This window comes from Ruminococcus sp. RTP21359st1_H3_RTP21359_211015 (genome assembly GCF_040909065.1).
GTDB lineage: Bacteria > Bacillota > Clostridia > Oscillospirales > Ruminococcaceae > Hominimerdicola > Hominimerdicola aceti.
Genome location: NZ_JBDGDD010000011.1, coordinates 16,979 through 35,725, shown reverse-complemented (window position 1 = coordinate 35,725; position 18,747 = coordinate 16,979). Strand labels below are relative to the sequence as shown.

Sequence of the window (18,747 nt, the reverse complement as noted above, 5' to 3'; positions counted from 1 at the left end):
CCTATTTACCGACGTTTGCGAGGATTTACAAAAAGCCGCTAAACGCATTTTTGAGTGTTCAAGTCCCGTTTGCCGCACCAAGTTAGAAAGCTTGCAAATCCTTTATTTACGAGGGTTTGCAAGTTTTTGTTTTACAATAAAAACAGCTTCCGAACAGCCGCTGACAACTGCTCGGAAGCTAATGCTTTACATATCATATATCGCTTATCCCTGCACTATCTTTCTTCTTGCACATGATCCTATACCCCACTCTCCCGTAAATAAAACTCAGAACCCAGCCTGCCGGCATTGACAGCCATACTGCCGATACGCCTATGACCGATACCAGAGCGTAGGTGAAAATAATTCGGAACGTGAGATTTATTATGCTTCCGGATAAAAACAGCTTCAAACACCCAAGCCCCCTTAACATTCCGTTAAAACTTGAATTTATTCCCATTATTATATAACAAAACGCAAGGTCTGTCATGTAGCCCATGCCTGTTTCTATGGCGGAAGCTGAGGAGCTTGACAAGTCCATAAAAAAACCCAAGAATCGCCGCCTGAGAAGCATTATCACTGCAAATTCTATCACCGCTATGCCTGCGCATAACAGCACGCTCGCCTTGTAGCCCTCTCTGATACGCTCTTTTTTGCCTGCCCCAAGATTTTGTGCTGTGTAGGTGGATACCGCATTTCCGCAAGCTATGAACGGCATTATGGCAAAGGAGTCTATCTTTGAAGACGCCGTGTACCCTGCAAGCACGTCCGAGCCAAAGGGATTGACGGCAGACTGCACTATTAACATTCCCACCGACACCACTGACTGCTGTATCACCGATACTGCCGCATAGGACGACATCTCTTTTAACACCGCCCCCGAAAAGAAGCTGAACTCTGCTCTTTCATGGTCTTTTCTGTATACCTTGTCAGTAAGAAGCAGAAACGATATCACTGCCGATACTCCCTGAGCAATGAAAGTCGCCCATGCCGCACCTGATACGCCCATGGAAAATCCCCCCACAAACAAAAGGTCAAGCCCTATGTTCAGCAAAGAGGACATCACAAGCAGATGAAAAGGCGTCTTTGAGTTGCCAAGGGCACTAAATACCGACGCTTGCACGTTGTAAAGAAACATAAACGGCATACCTAAGGAATATATCCGCAGATAGTCAGCAGCGTCATTTATGATATTATGCGGCGTTTTCAGAAGTCTTAAAAGCGGCATACTAAGTACCACCCCAAGAACCGCTATCAACGCTGCGACCATAAGTGAAAATATCAGCACAGTGGAAATGCCCGTCTTGACCTTTGACTTGTTCCCAGCACCGCAGTATTTCGCTATAAGCACCGATGTTCCTATGCCCGTACCAGTTGCAACGGCTATCATGACCATTGTCACTGCAAAAGAAACTCCCACCGCCGCAAGAGCTTCGTCACCATTTATCTTGCCCACTATTATGGTGTCCATGGTGTTGTAAAGCTGTTGAAAAAGGTTTGCAAATATAAGAGGCTGTGCAAATCGGAATATTATTTTCTTAGGGTCGCCCTCTGTCATTATTACATTTTCCGGCTTATTCTTCAAATTCTTCACCGCCTGTGAATGTGGGTATGTATCTTTGCTGGGTTACGTCAAAAAGCCCTTTTTCCGTCAGCCCCACCTCCGGGATAGTCTGACACAGCGACACTGTAAGCACTGCCGTCATACGCTGTATGTTTCCGCCTGTGAGGGCAAGGGCTTCTCTGAAAGCTTTCTGTGCCTTTATCTCGCCTGCGATGTTTTCACCGCTTAGTATGCCTGCCACAGGAAGGGAGTAAAGCCCTGCCACCTTACCGTCAATAGCCATAGCCGCACCGCCGCCGTTGGCTTCAACAGCTTTCACAGCGCAAAGCATATCCGCAGGGTCAACGCCCGATACAACGACATTATTGCTCTCCTGAGCAAAGCTTGCGGCAACAGCTCCCCTTTTAATGCCAAGACCTTTTATAAAGCCACTGCCTATCTCACCACTCCTGCCGAAACGCTCCACAACGAATATGGGCAGAATATTGGCTTTTGTATCACCGCATACAATGCCGTTGCTGACTTCAAGCCTGCCTTTTACAAGCCTTGTGACTATGCCACCCTCGGGCATTTCAATTGCATTTGCAGTAACATATCCCCTCTCAAAGCCTGCTTTTATCTCAAAAGAATGGCTGTCAAGCCCTCTGGGCAATATCACAGTGTTTTTAAGCTCAGGATAGCGAGTTAAGTCAAACTCATGCCTGCAAAGAAACTCGCCGTTTTCAGCCACAAGCCTGCCCTGGTGATAGACCTTTTTCACTGTCATATTTTCAAGGCTATCCATAAGCAGAAAATTCGCCTTTCTTGAGGGAGCGACCGAGCCTATGATATCGTCAACACCATAGTGCCTTGCGACGTTGAGAGTTGCCATTTTTATTGCTGACACAGGGGAAATACCGCATTTCACTGCAATGCGCAGAGCATTATCTATACAGCCGTTTTCCTTTATATCCTCCGCAGACTTGTCATCAGTGCAGAACATTATATCGTCCGTAGGGATATGATTTTTTACCATCCCCTCGCAAAGAGTTCGGCAGTTCGGCTCTATAGTTCCCTCTCTTACCAACACAGCCATTCCGCAGTCTAGCCGCTGCTCAAGGTCGCTTATGCTTTCGCACTCATGGTCGTCACAAAGCCCGGCGCAAGCCGCCTGCTGAACGTCACGAAAGCCCATTGACGGACAGTGACCGTTCACCTTTACACCTGCCCTTTTTGCCGCACCGAGAAGCTTTATTATCTCCTCATTCCCCACCACAGCACCGCTTATCTCACCCACAGTTTTCGCCCTGCACTCTTTGATAACATCAATAATATCATCTTGCATTTTCAGGGTGGAAAGATACTGCGAAGAAAGCTGCAAAAAGCTCTCTACGGGCATTTCCCCAAGCATTTCGCATATAGCTTTTATGCCCTTAAGACCAAGAGTATTCGACATCTGCATAGGGTCAAAGAATACACAGCCCGTTCCGTGTGGCACTGCGCCCTCGCAGTATGCAAAAGAAGTGAGCTTTGAGGACTCTATGTGCATATGAGCGTCGATAAAAGAAGGCGCAAGATACATTCCTCTGCAATCAATAAACTCTGTTGCTCTAGGCTCAAAGTCAGGGCAAACTGCGGCGATAATGCCGTTTTTTATCCCCACCGAGCCGCTGTCTATTATCCGTTCTCTGTAAACGTCAACTATTCTTGCGTTGTAAAAATAAATATCAAAAGGCAGCTTACCCTTAGCCGCCAGTATAAGTTCCTTTAGCTGCCGATCATTCATAAGCTGCCTCTTTCAGATACAAATATTATCAGTGCTTATATAGCGACTTGTTCAGCGCAAGATTGCAAAGCACATTGATTATACATCTTGACGCCGCAAGTGAAGTTATCTCGCTCACATCAAACGGAGGAGATACCTCCACAACGTCCATTCCACAAATACCGGGAGCTGTCACGAGCTTGAGAAGCCTTAAAAGCTCTCTTGGGAGCATACCGCCAAAATCAGGTGTGCCAGTACCCGGGCAGAAAGCAGCTTCCAGAACGTCTATATCAAGGCTCACATACACTGCCTTACAGCCCTTCCATGCGATATCGAGAGCAAGCTCTGCCACCTTGTCGATACCATACTTGTCTATATCCTCCATTGAGATCGCAGTACAGCCGCTGTCACGGGTGAATTTTGACCATGACTTGCAGCAGTTTCCGCCTATGCCTATCTGCACAAGATTTTTTGCGCTGAGGTTAGGCAGGTGAGTGGAATGATACCATTCTGTGCCGTGCATTTTTTCGTCCATTTGGATAGCGTCGCAATCGCTGTGGCGGTCGATATGGATAACGCCGATATTGCCGTCGATATACTTTGAAATGCCCCTGAGCGTAGGGAAAGTGGTAGAGTGGTCGCCCCCAAGAACGATAGGCGTTACCCCCTGAGAGAATATATAGCCTATGCCCTTTGTTATCTGGTCGAAAGTCTTTTCGGCATTTGCAGGAAGTGTGTAAATATCTCCTGCGTCGCAAAGCTTTATGTTTTCGTATAGGTCAACGCCATAGTCAGGGTTGAAAGGGGATATCTGCGAAGAAGCGTGTCTTATGCCGGCAGGGCCAAGTCTTGTGCCTGAACGGTTTGACGCTCCGCTGTCATATGGGATACCCACCACTGCAACGTCATATTCTGACACCTTATGGATATCCTCGCAGAAAGGGCTTCTGAGAAAAGTTTCGTGGCTTGTGTATGTAGGGCCGAGATTTGTTCTTGCAAAACAGCTCATGCCCTCGCTTTTAATGCTGTCCACAGGCTCTAATCCAAACTCAACGGCTCTCTTTGCCATTGTAGGAAATCTTGTGTTGCCAAATTCATCAAATCTTGCCGCCGTTTTCATGGCGTGCAGTTCATTTCTGTCTATCATGATCATTTCTCCCTGCTTTCTTTTATAAGCGGAAACTGAAGCTCCGCAATAGTTTCATCACTGTTGTCCGTAAGTGTTATGTCTATACGGTATATCATCACTCCGACGCTTCCAATGGTGTAGCCATGCTCCTGTGCAAGACAGCGCATTTTCATTATAAGCTCACCGAAATAGCTGTAGCAATTCCTGTGAAAAGCGCAAACGTATTTTCCTCCTGCCACTGTTGTGAAGCTTTTCTTGTCAGCCTGATCTGCCGAGCAGAACACCATAGGGCAGACCTCGGAATCCATATCGTCTGGGTCAACTGAGTTTTTTATGGTCATTGCCACCTTATCAGTGGCAAGCACAGGTGAAGTTCCGCCTATAGCCTCCTCAAGCTTCATAAACTCTATACCAGTGAGATTTGTTCTGAACTTGTTGCTCTCCCCTTTGAGGGCATATCGTTCAGGAAGCTCCTTTATAACAGGGTCATCAAGCTTGAAATCTGTGTTGTTAAGCTCTCTGATAAATTTAAGCTTTTCTTTCAGCACACGGCTTATTTCAAGCTTATCCGCTATCTCCTGCTGTAAAAGCTCATAACGCTGTCTGAGAACACGCTCGGACTTTTCAAGGTTTCTGTCGCTGAAATAGTCCTCTATCTCTTTCAGGGATAAATTCAGCCTGCGAAGCTCTTTTATAGTGCCAAGCTTTTCACACTGCTGTGCCGAATAAAACCTCCGCCCTGTGAGCTTGTCAACATAGTCAGGTCTTAAAAGCCCTATCTTATCGTAATATCTAAGCCGTTCGGTAGGTATGTTTCGATACTTTGCTATCTCGGTTATGCTCAGAAGCTTTTCCCCATTCGGGACAAGCTGTCCGTTTTCGTCTGTATAAAACACAGTGTATTTCATATCATCAGTCATATCTTGTCCCCCATTCCAATTATTATGACAGCTTATTCAAGAGCCTGCTCGTCCTCTGCCCCTGTTCTTATCTTCACAACGTTTGCAACGTCATAAACAAATATCTTTCCGTCGCCTATCTTGCCCGTATAAAGCACCTTTCTGATAGTGTCGATAAGAAGTCCAAGAGGAACAGTGCTTATAACTATCTCCACCTTTATCTTAGGCAGAAGCCTTGATTCAAGCTCAGAGCCTCTGTAAAGCTCAGTGCTTCCTTTTTGTATTCCACAGCCGCTCACCTGCGTAACTGTCATACCTGTTATATCAAGCTTATCCAAAGCATTTTTCAGCAACTCGAACTTTGCGACGTTCATAAGAACGACCACCTTGTGCATCTTTCCGTCCGCCTTGTAGTCAGAAGCGTTAAGCTCTGAGGCTTCGTCTATAGCCCTCACCTTTGAAGGCTCGTCAGCGGCAGCGGTGATGAACTGAGCTGTGTTGAGAAGATCCGCATAACTGCTTGAAAGTCCATGCTCGCACTTGTCAAGACCAACTATCTCTGTGTTCTCGCTAACTCTCAGACCCATTGTTTTCTTTATCACTGTGAACACTATCACCATAATAAGCGCTGTCCATGCCGCCACTGAAAGCACGCCTGCAAGCTGTATAAGCAGATCCTTCGGGCTGCCTGAATATATAAGACCGCTTTTCTTTGCGAAAACGCCCGTCATAAGCGTTCCCCATGCTCCGCACAAACCGTGAACACTTACCGCACCCACAGGGTCGTCAGCCTTTAGCTTTGTTATAAGCTCAACACCAAACACCATTACAAAGCCTGCTGTTATGCCGATAAAGAATGCTCCTCCTGCCGAAACTGTGTCACAGCCTGCGGTTGAAGCCACAAGTCCTGCAAGTGCTCCGTTAAGGGTCATTGTCACGTCAGGCTTGCCGTAGCGCACCCATGTGATGAACATTGCAGCTATTGCACAAGCCGCCGCAGATATGTTTGTGTTAAAGAAGATATCCCCAAGCTTTGCCGCCGCATTGCCGCCCTGAGCGGTGAGAAGCGAGCCACCGTTAAATCCGAACCAGCCTATCCACAAAATGAATATGCCCAAAGCTCCGATAGTGAGATTATGTCCCGGTATGGCTCTCGCCTTGCCGTTTTTATCAAACTTGCCTATCCTTGCTCCCACAAGCAGCGCACCTATAAGAGCGGTAGTTCCGCCAACAAAGTGAACGGCAGTTCCGCCTGCGAAATCGTGGAAGCCTATACTTTTGAGCCAGCCTGCACTGTTCCATATCCAGTGACCTGTTATAGGATAAACTATTCCGCTCATAACAGCCGAATATGTAAGATAAGCCTTGAACTTTGTTCTGCCTGCCATTGCTCCTGAAACTATAGTCGTGGCAGTTGAACAAAAAACAGTTGCGAACATAAGGAACACTCGCTTAGGCAGATCTCCTGCGGCTGCAAACTTTCCTGCTGCGAACAGGCTTGGCGTTCCGATAAATCCTCCTATGGAGTCGCCATACAAAAAGCTGAAGCCGATAACCCAGAAAAGAACAGAGCCTATGCAGTAATCCATAAGGTTTTTCATTATTATGTTGCCTGCATTTTTTGCTCTGGTGAAGCCTGTTTCCAGCATTGCAAAGCCTGCCTGCATAAAGAATATCAAAGCTGTGCAGAGAAGAACCCACACGGTATCCAGAGATGAATACATTATCGCACTTCCTTTTTCATATTATTTCTTATTTTGCCACATGAACGTCTGCGTAACTGAAGTTATACCAGAACATCGGGCTTGGGTCATATGTGAACTTGTCGCTTACTGCGTAAACATCAGATGATGTGTAAAGTCCAAGGTAAGGGCACTCATCAGCAAATATCTTATATGCGTCAGTATAGTAACCCATTTTCTCAGCGTCGTCTGTTGTCTGAGCCGCATTATCAAGAAGTCCGTCTGCTTCTGTGCTTGTCCAAAGTGTTTCGTTCGTTCCGCCCTCGCAAGCGTTAGAGCCTGCATATAATGTCTTTAACATTCCCATAGGATCAAGAAAGTCTGACATCATGTATGTGCCGACTGCGTTGTAATATCTCTCGCCGTTATCCTTTGTCTTGTAGCCGAACATATAGCTGAAGATATCGCTGTCAGGCACTTCCACAAGATTCATTGTAATAGAGCCGCTTGCGTCTACCATTGACTTGAGAAGCTCAGCCTGCTTCTGCGTCTGTGAAGTCGTATAGAAATCAAACTCAAAGCCGTCAGGATACTTTGACTTTGCAAGACATTCCTTTACCTTGTCATAATCCTGAGTATAAACATCGCTTTCGGCGATAGTTGAATCCCACTTATCCTTATCCATATACATCATGGATTCGCTCATTGGAACAACAGCCGACTGCTTTGCATAATCGCCGCCGATAGTTGTTGTTATCTGGGAACGGTCGATACAATATGCAACAGCCTTTCTTGCCCACTCGTCATCAAACGGCTTTGAAGCTGTGTTGAATGCGATATAGTTTGAAGTCGTTCCCTCGCATGAGAGGATATTGAAGTTCTGACAGCTCTGATATACAGACATAACGCTGTTTGACATACCCTCGACAAAGTCTATCTGTCCGCCCTTTGCCGCAAGTGCTAATGCGCTTTCGTCCTCGATAACGTAATATTCTACCTTGTCGATATCGAGAGTATCAGGGTCGCCCCACCAGTTTTCATTCTTTTCAAGAACTATCTCGCTTCCTGATGACCATGAAGAAAGCTTGTAAGGACCTGTGCCGACAGTCTTTCCGTCAGCAGTGCCGTACTTGTCGCCTTGCTCCTCTGTTACAGACTTCTCGACTATAGTGCAGGCTGATGTTGCAGGAACATACTGCCATGATGAGTCAGGCTGCTTAAGATGAACTGTCAGCGTCCAAGTATCGTTGTCGGCTTCAAAGCTGTCAACGTTTGCAAAAAGATAGCTCATATAATAGTTGTCTTCTGTTACTCTGTTAAGAGAATAAAGCACATCGTCCATTGTCATTTCATTGCCGTCTGAGAACTTTACTCCCTGTCTTATCTTGTATGTGTATGTAGTATCGTCAACCTGCTCCCAAGATTCTGCAAGGGCAGGCTCAACTGTTGTGCCGTCATGTGAGAAGTTAAGAAGCGTGTCATAGCAGTCATAACCTGTGAGAGTTGCTGCCACGATAGTGAAATCGGCAGGGTCAAATGATGACGGCTCCTGAGTATAGCCTACTCTGAGAACTGTCTCTGAATTTCCTCCTGAAGAACCTGAGCCTGAACCGGAACCTGTGTTGTTGAAGCAGCCTGTCATACAGCTTGAAACTGTTATTGCCAATGCAGCAGCGGCCGCGATCTTGCGTGAGAATTTTTTCATGATAACTTTCCTTTCTTCAAAAGATTTATTACATATCCGCAGCAGTCTTGCTGCGGTCAATGCCTAGTGGGAAATGACAGGCAACGTAATGCCCGTTTCCAATGTCTTTGAGCTTTGGCGTGCGGTTGTCGCACAAGCCCTCTTTGAAATATCTGCACCTGCCTGCAAAGCGACAGCCCTCGGGGATATCCACTGCGTTCGGTATATCTCCCTCCAGCAGGATATGCTTCTTATTTTCAAGAGGGTGTTCCTTTGGCTTCGCTGAAATAAGTGCCTGAGTGTAAGGGTGAGCAACGCTGTTATAGACCTGCTCCACCGTACCCATTTCCATTACCGCTCCCAGATATACCACCGCTATCCTGTCGCAAACGTGACGGACAACGTTCAGATCATGGGAGATAAAAAGTATCGTCTGCCCTTTATCCTCTTTCAGGTCAAGCATAAGATTCAATATCTGCGCCTGCACAGAAACGTCAAGTGCCGAAACAGGCTCGTCTGCAAGAATGAAATCAGGCTCCAGCATAAGCGCCCTTGCTATTGCAAGCCTTTGGAGCTGACCGCCCGAAAGGTCTTTAGGATATCTTGTGAGCAAATCCTCCGGAAGCGCTATATACTCCATAAGCTGTTTTATCCTCGCCTTGTAGACCTCAGGCTTTATCTTATGCACCTTTGCAGATTCTTCAAGGCTAAAGCGTATAGTCTTTTTCGGGTCAAAGGAAGCAAGAGGATTTTGAAAGACCATTTGCATTCTTGAACGCAGTTCCTGCTGTTCCTTGCGGCTTACATGAGTTATGTTTTTGCCGTCAAAATATATCTCGCCTGAATCAACGTCGATAAGCTTCAGAACGCATCTTCCTATGGTTGATTTGCCCGAGCCGCTCTCGCCTATTATGCCGAATATCTCGCCTTTGTATATATCAAAGCTAACATCATCAACGGCGTGGATATATCTCGTCTTTGCCTTTGCAAGCTTGTAATTGTCAAGGCAGAAATACTTTTTCAGATCTCTGACGCTTATAAAAGGCTGTCTGTCTTTTTCTTTGTTCATTGTGATGTCACCTCCCGCCACTTGAAGCAAGCTGTGCTGTGTCCCTCAGACACATTTTCTGTAACAGGCACGCAGCTTCTGCATTTATCGTCAGCATACTTACATCTTGGTGCAAAGGCACAGCCCTTGAACTTTTCATACAGAAGCGGAGGACTGCCAGGTATGCTTTTCATTCTTTTTTCTGTGTCGCTCTCTCTTGGATTGCTTTCAAGGAGCGCCTTTGTGTATGGGTGAGCAGGGTGGTCGAAAATATCCACAACGCTTGCGGTCTCAACGGCCTTTCCTGCATACATCACAGTCACGCTGTCGCAAATCTCAGCCACAACACCAAGGTTGTGAGTGATGAATATTACCGACGTTCCGCTTTCCTGCTGGAGCTTTTTTATAAGCTTTAGTATCTGCGCCTGGATAGTAACATCAAGCGCCGTGGTAGGTTCGTCTGCAATAAGAAGCTTCGGCTCGCATATAAGCGCCATTGCTATCATTATTCTCTGTAACATTCCTCCGCTCATTTCAAACGGATACTGCTCGTATCTTTTCTCCGCAGGTGTTATGCCTATCTTTTCAAACATCTCGATGACCTTTTCTCTTGCTTCACGGCGATTTAAGTTTTTCTTCGCCCTTAGCATTTCTGCTATCTGCTCGCCTGCTTTCATGATAGGGTCAAGGGAAGTCATAGGGTCTTGGAATATCATTGCGGCTGTACTGCCCCTGAAATCACGGAGCTGCTTTTTGCTCATTGCAAGAACATCTTTCTCGCCGCTGTCATCTCTTATGTAGATATCCCCTGCATATCTGGTGGTCTCCTCGTTATGGAGCCTTATGACCGACTTTGATGTTACGCTTTTTCCGCAGCCGCTCTCGCCTACGATACCATGTATCTCCCCTTGCTTCACTTCAAGGTCAACGCCCTGAACGGCGTATACGATACCTCTAACTGTCATAAAGTCTACAGAAAGGTCTTTTATTTCAAGAACGTTTCCTTTTTTCATCTTTTACGCCTCCCCGTTTGCCTTAACCGCTGAAAGCTTCTTTATGCCGTGTTTCTTTTCGTATTTCTTGAATGACGGAAGCTTTCTTGATGACGGGTCAAGATAGTTCTGAACACCGTCGCTGAAAAGGTTTATGGATACTGTTACAAGTATTACGCATATTGCAGGTATAAAAAGCAGTGCCGAGCTATTATAAAGGTTGCCCATGCCGTCACGGAGAAGCGTTCCCCAGTCGGCATTCGGAGCCTGAACGCCAAGTCCCAGAAAGCTCAGAGTCGCCATTGATGTGATAGCTGTACCGATATCAAGTGTGAACTGCGATATCATAGGTGTGATGATGTTCGGCAGGATATGCACGAAAATTATCCTTGCGTCTGAAAAGCCCATTGATTTGTATGCTTCAACATACACCGCCTTTTTCTCTGTCATTATCATTGACCTTGCGGTCTTTGTTGTAAGAGGGATATAAGAAATGCCTATGGCGATGATACCTGTCATCATGCCCTTTCCCATTACCGCAATAAGGATAAAGGAAAGAAGAAGTGGCGGTATTGCACTTATAACGTCCCACACCCTCATTACGATGCTGTCAAGAGGACCTATGTAGTATCCGCAGATAAGCCCAAGAGGAACACCTATGACTACCTCTATGGCAACTATAAGAAAGGCATTCAGAATGGAAGTTCTTGCACTGCATATGAGCCTTGAAAAAAGATCTCTGCCAAGTCCGTCAGTTCCGAAAATGTGTCCCTCAGAAAAGGCTGGAGCATATATGGCATTCACGTCTGTGGCAAGAGGGTCATACGGTGCGATAACGCTTGCAAAGAGCGATACGAAAACTATTACCGCAAGGAATATTCCCGTCACCGCCACAACAGGTGTGAAAAACGTTCCTGCTTTATTTTTCTTCTTCATTAAAAATCCCACCTTATTTAAGATCAACTCTCGGATCAAGAACGGTATAAAGTATGTCGATAACAAAACTCATTACAAGATAAGCTCCAAGCATGAAAAGCACAAGTATCTGAACTATTGGAAAATTGTTTTCCTCTATCGCCGATATGAGCAGACCACCTATACCAGGAAGAGAAAAGACCTGCTCAACTATTACTGTCGAGCCTATAGAGCCTGCTATCATATATCCTGCAACTGTTATAACAGGAATAACGGCGTTGTGAAAAGCGTGCTTGTAGGTTATGTTGCTTTGCTTTAATCCCTTTGCAGCCGCTGTTGCGATATAAGGAGATTGAAGCTGATTTATCATGTTGCTTCGTGTGATACGTCCAAGCATCGCAACGAACGTCAGCGCCATTATCAGGCTCGGTATCATTATACGCTGTAAGAACTCTCCGAAATTTGTATATGTTCCGATAAACGAATATCCAGGAACGTACTTTGTCATGAAAATAAGTATCAGTATGCTTACCAAAAATGACGGCGCACCTGAAAGCACAAGCATAAGTCCTGAAATTGCTGCGTCTGAGGGTTTACCTTTTCTCAGCGCCGCTGCAACTCCCATTATAACAGCTATCACTGAGCCTATGACGGAACTCATTATCACAAGTCCGAATGTTATTGGAAGCCTTGACATTATAAGACCTTTTACGTCCTGACCGTCAACATAGTCTGTACCGAAGTCGCCTGAAAGAACTCCCTTTATCCACCTGAGATACTGTATATGCACAGGGTCGTCAAGGTGATATTTTTCTGTAAGAGCCTGCCTGAGTTCAGGAGTGGATTGATTGTTCCCTATCATTACTGTGAGAGGGTCTGCGTCTGACATTCTCAGAACAACGAACACCAGAAAGGATACCAAAAACATTATGACTATCATTGAAAGCAGCCGTTTGATTATAAATCTGAACCTTTTCACTTTACATTCCTCCTATATTTACAGCTGCGCTTTGCAGGATTTTCTTGTTTAACTTTCATTTTACTTTTCGAAAATAATTTACTCCACGAAACTTTTCTTTCGATATACCTATGATATATCCTGTAGCAACTACAACTGCAATACTAAAAATCAGTCATTTTATATTTCATATATAAATTTTTTATTAACGCAAGCTGTCTTTTAAACTCACAGAAAATGTTGTATGAATAAAGCAATTTTATATCCTGCATTTTGTTCATATTCACAAATGTAAGAAAAGAGGGGTGCCCCAAAGCAGAAGCACCCCACAAATGAAGATTTGGTAATCAGTAGAAAGCTTAGTCCTCGAACATCTTTCTTGCAGCGAAGCATATCATCTCGGCAGTGAGATCAGTGCCGTATTCGCTTACGTCGATCATAAGATGTTTGTTGTCACGGTCACCACGATTTTTGCCAGTGACGTATTTATAATAGTTGTGACGCTGGCGGTCAACACGTTTTATGAGCTTGTCAGCCTCCGGCCATGAAAGGTCATAAGTTTCACACATATGCTTTATCCTTGCTTCCAAAGGCGCATAGAGAAAAACGTTCATGTGGTTTGGATATTCTCTGAGAACATAGTCTGCACATCTGCCGAAGAATATGGCGGATACACGCTTGTTTGCAAGATCTCTGATGATATCGACCTGCGCTTTTACAGCCTTGTCGGAATAAAACTGCGTTGATGAGCCGTAGCCGAATGACTTCAGCAGGCGGTCAGCGTTCTTGTCAAGCATTTCCTCACTGTCAAGAAACGAGTCACGGCTTATGCCTGCACGCTCCGCCGCCATATCTACAAGGTCCTTGTCATAAAACTCCACGCCAAGCTCAGCCGCCGCCTTTCTTGCGACCTCTCTTGCGTTGCAGCCGAACTCACGGCTTATGGTAATAATAAACTTTTTCATAGTCTATGCTCCTTTTTTATTTATGAGATTTTCTTTAGTGGCGGCTATCCTCCGCTCCTGTCTGGCTTTTATCTGAATCTTCGGCAAATTCCAACCGAATTTCACCGACATGAGCCTTAGGGAAAACGTCACCGCAAGGCTCACCATGCAGGCAGGCATGAATGACATCATGCCATAGCAAAGCAGAAAAGCCGCTGCACCTGTGGCAGAAGCGCAGGCATAAATGTTGCCCACAAATATCTCAGGTTTCTTGTTCACGAAAATATCCCTGAGAACTCCGCCCCCAACGCCTGTTATAACTCCTGAAAACACAAGCAAAAAAGTGTTGTCTGACACGCCGCTCCTCATTGCCGCTGTTATACCTGTAACAGTGAAAATGCCAAGCCCTATAGTATCGAGCATGAGCATTGCAGTATCATAAAGCTTCAACGCCTTGCCCCCCAGGTCGCCTTTTACAGCCAAGGCAGCAAACACAAGCACCGATATCAAAGCCGCCGCACTCATTGCGAGGGGGTCACGAAACGCCGCCACAGGATGACTTCCGATGACGATATCACGCATTATCCCACCGCCCACAGCCGTTGTCACTCCTATTATTATAACGCCGAAAAGGTCAAAACGCCTTTTTATCGCTGTCAGCGCACCGCTTGCCGCAAACGCTGCAGTGCCGATAAGTTCAAGTATCGTAACGATAACATCAAAACGCTCGTTCATTCAACGTCCCTGCCTGCATATTTGTGTATCTTCCGCACCGCCGTCGCCTGACTTATGCCAAGCTTCTGTGCCACAGCCACAGATGTTCTGTATTTTTCATAGGCTCTCATCACAAGTCCGCTTTCGTAAAATTCAAGCATATCCTTCAGGGAAGCATTCTGTGCAAATACCTCAGACGAACCGCCTGTTATCCTGTCAGGCAAGTCGAAAACGTCCACCTTTTTCTTCTCGGTAGTAAGAACGATACGCTCGATAGTCCTATGCACCTCGTCGATATTTTCTTTCCAATCATATCCCAACAAACAGCCCATGGCACGAGGCGTGAACTCAACGCTCCGTGAGTATTTCTTGTTTGCCGAGCCGAGATAATAGTCGATAAAGCTTTTAAGATCCTCCGCACGCTCGCCAAGAGAATACATCTGTACCTGATAAGGCTCGAACTCTCTTATAAACTCCTCCGACAGCTTGTCAGCGCCTTTAAGCTCCTCCACCGAATGTTCAGAAAGCCCCACAGGCACAATGCCTGCTTTTGCGCATTTTTCAAGGACTGCCCTTTGAAGCCTAGGCGACAGCCTGTCTATATGCTTTATTATCACAGCGTAAATGCCCGAAAGCGGCGATATCATCGACCCCTCTCCAAGAAGCTCCTTTTCTATGACTTCTTCCCCGACAGGTGCGCAGTCATAGGTGTAAAGCGTTCCTTTTTTGCCGTATATAGTGGAAGCAAGATAGCTTTTGCCGCTTCCTGTGGGACCATAGATGTAACACGGACAGCCTGCGTCACAGAAAACTCCTGCAAGCCGCCTTGCGTCTCTTGAACGGCTGCTTTGGGCGATATAACGCTGTCCACCGTCACGTCCTGTCATAAGCTCTATTTCATCAAGAAGCTTTTTGTTCTGATACTGCAAAACATTGTAACGCTCCCTCAGGTCGTCAAAGCCTGTTATCTCCCAAGAGGAATAGCTTATTATCATCTCAAGCTCTCCGTCCTTGAATACCGGTATTCCCGTGACGAAAGTTTCGTCATTGTCAACGCCTTTTTGCACCGTTGTGACACGCTTGTGGCTTTCAAAAACCATTTGCGTCACGCAAGGGGAAAACATCTTCATCATTTCCTCTGAGCCTGCGAATTTACCTATTATGTCAGAGCCTTTTACGCTTCTGCCGCTGAGATAGGAGTTTGAAACAAATCTGAACACTCCGCTGCTGTCGGCAATAGTCACTCCTGGGTGGATACTTTCGAGAATGTGCCCTAGCTGCTCATAATCCATTTGTCTGCACTCCTTTCTGCGGCTTTATAGTTTACACATTAAGTATCTTTGAGAAAAACTGCTTTGCACGGTCGCTCTTAGGGTGCTTGAACACTTCCTCAGGGGTGCCGTCCTCGATAACATAGCCGCCGTCCATAAAGCAGACTCTGTTTGCCACCTCTGCCGCAAAGCCCATTTCGTGTGTGACAACTATCATTGTCATTCCTGCCTTAGCCAGGTCTTTCATAACGTTCAGAACCTCGCCAACGAACTCAGGGTCAAGGGCGGAAGTCGGCTCGTCAAAGAGTATGACCTCAGGCTCCATTGCAAGAGTCCTCGCAATAGCCACACGCTGCTGCTGACCGCCTGAAAGCTGAGTAGGATAAGCGTCTGCCTTGCCGTCCATTCCAACTCTCGCAAGAAGCTCCATGGCTTTCTTCTTTGTTTCTTCCTTGTTAGCCTTTTTAACCTGAACAGGACACTCCATAACGTTTTCAAGCACTGTTTTGTGCGGCCAAAGGTTGAACTGCTGGAACACCATTCCAACGTTCTTTCTTATGACCTTTGCAGCCTTTTCGTTGAGCTTTTTGTTGTGCTTGTCCTCGTCGATGCCCTTTAGGGAAACTCCGCCTATATCTATCTCGCCTGATGTCAGCTCCTCGAGATAGTTCAGGCATCTGAGAAAAGTGCTTTTGCCAGAGCCGCTGGGGCCGATAACGCTTACCACCTCGCCCTTGTAAATATCCATATCTATTTTTCTGAGGACCTTAAGCTCCCCGTAATTCTTTGCCAGATCGTGAACCGATATAACAGGCTTTCTGCTTTCAGCCATTGTATTTTACACTCCTTTTTCGTCAGATAGCAACACGGTTGTTGTGCTTTTCTATACATCTTGATGCGAACTCGATAACAAGGTTCAGCGCCCAGTAAAGAACGCCTGCACAGATATAAACTATCAGAGGGCTGAAAGTTATACCGATAGCTTCCTTTGTCATCATTGTCATTTCTGCAACTGTGATGATAGAAAGGATAGATGAGTCCTTAACAGTCTGAACAAACTGTCCTGTCAGTGACGGAACGATTATTTTCAAAGTCTGCGGAAAAATTATTCTCACCATTGTTTTAAATCTTGACATTCCCATTGCATATGAAGCTTCAAACTGTCCCTTTGGGATAGCGCTGACGCCGCTTTCAAGGATAACTGCGGTATAAGCCGCTGTGTACATTCCAAGAATTATAACGCCTGTTGAAAACGCTGAAACGTTCAGACCAAGAGCAGGGAGTCCGTAATATGCAAGATATACCTGCACCATAAAAGGGGTGCATCTGAATATCTTTATAAACGCCCTTGCGATAAGCTCAACAGCCTTATTTTTTGAAAGGCACATATAGCCTACCGCCGAGCCTAACACCATTGCAATAAGGATAGACAGCACCGATATTGCCGCCGTTGTTCCAAGACCCTGCAAAAGCAGTGGAAGCGCTATTTCCGCAACGTGCATAAATTCGTTCATATATCCGCGCCTCCTTATCTTCTTTCAAGTCTTTTCTTCTGAAGCTTTACAAGCTCTTCAAGTCCTGCGCAGATAACAAAATACATAATTGCGATAGCAATATAGAAAGGCAGGTTTATGTATGTCTGCGTTACAAGACGCTGAGCCGTTCTTGTAAGCTCTACGATTGCCAATACAGAAAGCATCGGCGACACCTTTATAACGTTTATGAACTCGCTTGTTAGCTGCGGCAAAGCTACCTTGAATACCTGCGGAAAAACTATCCTCATTAGTATCTTTGGCTCGCTCATGCCCAAGGCTCTGGCCGCCTCCGTCTGACCCTTTGGCACAGCCGTAAGCCCGCCACGGATTATTTCTGCGATAAATCCGCCGCTGTTAAGGCTCAGAGCGATTATGCCTGACGCCAGGTTTGAAAGGTTTAGACCCATTACTGCAAGCGCCTGATATATAATGTATATCTGCACCAGCACAGGCGTGCCGCGGACAAAGCTTATATAAACTGCGACTATCTTTTTCAGTATCCTTGAAGGAAGCGAGTCGCCGCCCATTCTCATCACCGAAAGCAGCATACCAACGCAAAGCGCTATAAGTATCGCTGCAACGGATACGAATACTGTATAGCCAAGACCTTTCAGCAGCAGGTCTTTATAATGCCATACTATGTTGAAATTCTCCATTGATATATAATGCTCCGCCGTTTGCGACGGAGCATTTCCTCCTTTCAAAGGTGCTTTTTACTCGGCAGGGATATAATCGCTCTCAGGCAGGTCAACGGCTTCACCAAACCATTTCTTCTGGAACTCTGCAAGAGTTCCGTCCTCTTTGAACTTGTGTATCTCAGAGTTGATATAGTCAGAAAGCTCTGTGTCTTCCTTACGAACAGCCCATGATACCCAAGTGTCTGTACCGACCATTTCAGCCTTGCCTGAATCGTCAGCCACTATCTCATAATCGTCAGGATTCTTCATTACAACTGCGGCGCAGCTTGCATAGTTCTGAGCAACAAGGTCTATCTTGCCGTTCTTAAGCTCTGCAAAAGCCTCAGGGAATGAGTCGTATTTGAGCAGTTCAGCATAGCCGTCCTTGCCCTCTGACTTTAGCTTCTCGTTGAATTTCTTTGTATCGTCCTCATTGTAGCAAGAAGTCTGTGTGCCGACCTTTTTGCCCGACATATCTTCGATAGACTTGATGCTGTCATCGCCCTTTCTCTTTACGAAAACTGTAGTTCCGTTCTGGATAGGATAAGTCATCGTGTACTTGCCTGCACGTTCAGCAGTTACGCCAAGTGTTGCTCCAACAACGTCATATTTCTTTGCTTCAAGTCCTGCAAGTATCCCTTGGAACGGCAGATCGATATAATCAAGCTCTACCCCCAGATCGTCGCAGATCTTAGCGAACAGATCTGCGTTGTAGCCTATGATCTTATCGCCGTCCATGTATTCAAAAGGCTCATAAGCGGCTTCTGTCGCAACTGTGAGCTTACCGTTTTTCTTGATCTGGTCCAGTGTGAGCGGACCTGTGTTCTTGCTGCTTCCGCAGGCTGTAAGACATCCTGCCGCAAGTACTGAAGCCACTACCACTGCACAAACTTTTCTTAACATTCCAAATCTTCTTCCGCTTTTCATAACTGATTCCAACCTTTCACTTACTTTTCTAAATAATTCGGAGCGCTGACAAGCCGGACACCCTAGTGCCGCCGTCAACGCTCCG

Annotated in this window: 17 protein-coding genes; all 17 read right to left on the bottom strand. The window is 46.0% G+C overall.

What is annotated here, in order from left to right:
• Positions 1-193: 193 nt before the first annotated feature.
• The 17 genes from AB5Z01_RS06240 to AB5Z01_RS06160 all read right to left on the bottom strand — a co-directional run bounded on the left by AB5Z01_RS06240 (position 194) and on the right by AB5Z01_RS06160 (position 18,638).
• Positions 194-1,564 (bottom strand): MATE family efflux transporter, encoded by a 1,371-nt coding sequence (locus AB5Z01_RS06240; RefSeq protein ID WP_368365393.1) that lies wholly within the window; start codon positions 1,562-1,564, stop codon positions 194-196.
• Positions 1,554-3,308, bottom strand: coding sequence for an adenine deaminase C-terminal domain-containing protein (locus AB5Z01_RS06235; RefSeq protein ID WP_195220760.1), 1,755 nt, complete (start codon positions 3,306-3,308; stop codon positions 1,554-1,556). The genes AB5Z01_RS06240 and AB5Z01_RS06235 overlap by 11 nt, the downstream gene beginning before the upstream one ends.
• 28 nt (positions 3,309-3,336) lie before the next feature.
• Complete coding sequence (gene speB / locus AB5Z01_RS06230; protein WP_287215327.1) at positions 3,337-4,434, bottom strand: agmatinase; 1,098 nt, start codon at positions 4,432-4,434, stop codon at positions 3,337-3,339.
• Between the two features lie 2 nt (positions 4,435-4,436).
• A complete protein-coding gene (locus tag AB5Z01_RS06225) occupies positions 4,437-5,336 on the bottom strand; it encodes a MerR family transcriptional regulator (RefSeq protein WP_286961433.1) in 900 nt (299 codons plus the stop codon).
• A 32-nt stretch (positions 5,337-5,368) separates the two neighbouring features.
• Positions 5,369-7,039 carry an ammonium transporter gene (locus AB5Z01_RS06220; RefSeq protein ID WP_368365392.1) on the bottom strand — a complete coding sequence of 557 codons (1,671 nt, stop codon included), beginning with the start codon at positions 7,037-7,039 and terminating at the stop codon, positions 5,369-5,371.
• A 28-nt stretch (positions 7,040-7,067) separates the two neighbouring features.
• Positions 7,068-8,702 carry an ABC transporter substrate-binding protein gene (locus tag AB5Z01_RS06215; protein ID WP_287215330.1) on the bottom strand — a complete coding sequence of 545 codons (1,635 nt, stop codon included), beginning with the start codon at positions 8,700-8,702 and terminating at the stop codon, positions 7,068-7,070.
• Between the two features lie 28 nt (positions 8,703-8,730).
• Positions 8,731-9,750 (bottom strand): ABC transporter ATP-binding protein, encoded by a 1,020-nt coding sequence (locus AB5Z01_RS06210; RefSeq protein WP_287215332.1) that lies wholly within the window; start codon positions 9,748-9,750, stop codon positions 8,731-8,733.
• The gene (locus tag AB5Z01_RS06205; protein ID WP_022286942.1) at positions 9,747-10,742 is read right to left on the bottom strand and encodes an ABC transporter ATP-binding protein; all 996 of its coding nucleotides are present in this window, start codon (positions 10,740-10,742) and stop codon (positions 9,747-9,749) included. The genes AB5Z01_RS06210 and AB5Z01_RS06205 overlap by 4 nt, the downstream gene beginning before the upstream one ends.
• Positions 10,743-10,745: 3 nt before the next feature.
• On the bottom strand, positions 10,746-11,657 hold the full coding sequence (locus AB5Z01_RS06200; protein ID WP_368365391.1) for an ABC transporter permease: 912 nt from the start codon (positions 11,655-11,657) through the stop codon (positions 10,746-10,748).
• A 13-nt stretch (positions 11,658-11,670) separates the two neighbouring features.
• A complete protein-coding gene (locus tag AB5Z01_RS06195) occupies positions 11,671-12,615 on the bottom strand; it encodes an ABC transporter permease (protein WP_117927264.1) in 945 nt (314 codons plus the stop codon).
• Positions 12,616-12,953: 338 nt separating this feature from the next.
• A complete protein-coding gene (locus tag AB5Z01_RS06190) occupies positions 12,954-13,559 on the bottom strand; it encodes an AAA family ATPase (protein ID WP_046441110.1) in 606 nt (201 codons plus the stop codon).
• 3 nt (positions 13,560-13,562) lie between these two features.
• Positions 13,563-14,273, bottom strand: coding sequence for a trimeric intracellular cation channel family protein (locus AB5Z01_RS06185; RefSeq protein ID WP_046441108.1), 711 nt, complete (start codon positions 14,271-14,273; stop codon positions 13,563-13,565).
• Entirely contained in the window at positions 14,270-15,544 is a 1,275-nt protein-coding gene (locus AB5Z01_RS06180; RefSeq protein ID WP_368365390.1) for a sigma 54-interacting transcriptional regulator, read from the bottom strand. Before AB5Z01_RS06180 ends, AB5Z01_RS06185 begins: the two co-directional genes overlap by 4 nt.
• A 31-nt stretch (positions 15,545-15,575) precedes the next feature.
• The gene (locus tag AB5Z01_RS06175) at positions 15,576-16,355 is read right to left on the bottom strand and encodes an amino acid ABC transporter ATP-binding protein (protein WP_046441104.1); all 780 of its coding nucleotides are present in this window, start codon (positions 16,353-16,355) and stop codon (positions 15,576-15,578) included.
• 22 nt (positions 16,356-16,377) lie between these two features.
• Positions 16,378-17,037 (bottom strand): amino acid ABC transporter permease, encoded by a 660-nt coding sequence (locus AB5Z01_RS06170; protein ID WP_051706754.1) that lies wholly within the window; start codon positions 17,035-17,037, stop codon positions 16,378-16,380.
• A 14-nt stretch (positions 17,038-17,051) separates the two neighbouring features.
• Positions 17,052-17,714: an amino acid ABC transporter permease gene (locus AB5Z01_RS06165; RefSeq protein ID WP_368365388.1), complete on the bottom strand. Its 663-nt coding sequence runs from the start codon at positions 17,712-17,714 to the stop codon at positions 17,052-17,054.
• Positions 17,715-17,771: 57 nt separating this feature from the next.
• Positions 17,772-18,638 carry a transporter substrate-binding domain-containing protein gene (locus AB5Z01_RS06160; protein WP_368365387.1) on the bottom strand — a complete coding sequence of 289 codons (867 nt, stop codon included), beginning with the start codon at positions 18,636-18,638 and terminating at the stop codon, positions 17,772-17,774.
• Positions 18,639-18,747 lie beyond the last annotated feature (109 nt).

Bases quoted from the DNA above. Each gene is read 5' to 3' on its own strand.
- AB5Z01_RS06225 (WP_286961433.1), bottom strand. From the start codon at position 5,336: ATGACTGATGATATGAAATACACTGTGTTTTATACAGACGAAAACGGA.
- AB5Z01_RS06160 (WP_368365387.1), bottom strand. From the start codon at position 18,638: ATGTTAAGAAAAGTTTGTGCAGTGGTAGTGGCTTCAGTACTTGCGGCA.
- AB5Z01_RS06190 (WP_046441110.1), bottom strand. From the start codon at position 13,559: ATGAAAAAGTTTATTATTACCATAAGCCGTGAGTTCGGCTGCAACGCA.
- AB5Z01_RS06165 (WP_368365388.1), bottom strand. From the start codon at position 17,714: ATGGAGAATTTCAACATAGTATGGCATTATAAAGACCTGCTGCTGAAA.
- AB5Z01_RS06220 (WP_368365392.1), bottom strand. From the start codon at position 7,039: ATGTATTCATCTCTGGATACCGTGTGGGTTCTTCTCTGCACAGCTTTG.
- AB5Z01_RS06235 (WP_195220760.1), bottom strand. From the start codon at position 3,308: ATGAATGATCGGCAGCTAAAGGAACTTATACTGGCGGCTAAGGGTAAG.
- AB5Z01_RS06200 (WP_368365391.1), bottom strand. From the start codon at position 11,657: ATGAAGAAGAAAAATAAAGCAGGAACGTTTTTCACACCTGTTGTGGCG.
- AB5Z01_RS06180 (WP_368365390.1), bottom strand. From the start codon at position 15,544: ATGGATTATGAGCAGCTAGGGCACATTCTCGAAAGTATCCACCCAGGA.
- AB5Z01_RS06210 (WP_287215332.1), bottom strand. From the start codon at position 9,750: ATGAACAAAGAAAAAGACAGACAGCCTTTTATAAGCGTCAGAGATCTG.
- AB5Z01_RS06170 (WP_051706754.1), bottom strand. From the start codon at position 17,037: ATGAACGAATTTATGCACGTTGCGGAAATAGCGCTTCCACTGCTTTTG.
- AB5Z01_RS06185 (WP_046441108.1), bottom strand. From the start codon at position 14,273: ATGAACGAGCGTTTTGATGTTATCGTTACGATACTTGAACTTATCGGC.
- AB5Z01_RS06175 (WP_046441104.1), bottom strand. From the start codon at position 16,355: ATGGCTGAAAGCAGAAAGCCTGTTATATCGGTTCACGATCTGGCAAAG.
- AB5Z01_RS06215 (WP_287215330.1), bottom strand. From the start codon at position 8,702: ATGAAAAAATTCTCACGCAAGATCGCGGCCGCTGCTGCATTGGCAATA.
- AB5Z01_RS06205 (WP_022286942.1), bottom strand. From the start codon at position 10,742: ATGAAAAAAGGAAACGTTCTTGAAATAAAAGACCTTTCTGTAGACTTT.
- speB (WP_287215327.1), bottom strand. From the start codon at position 4,434: ATGATAGACAGAAATGAACTGCACGCCATGAAAACGGCGGCAAGATTT.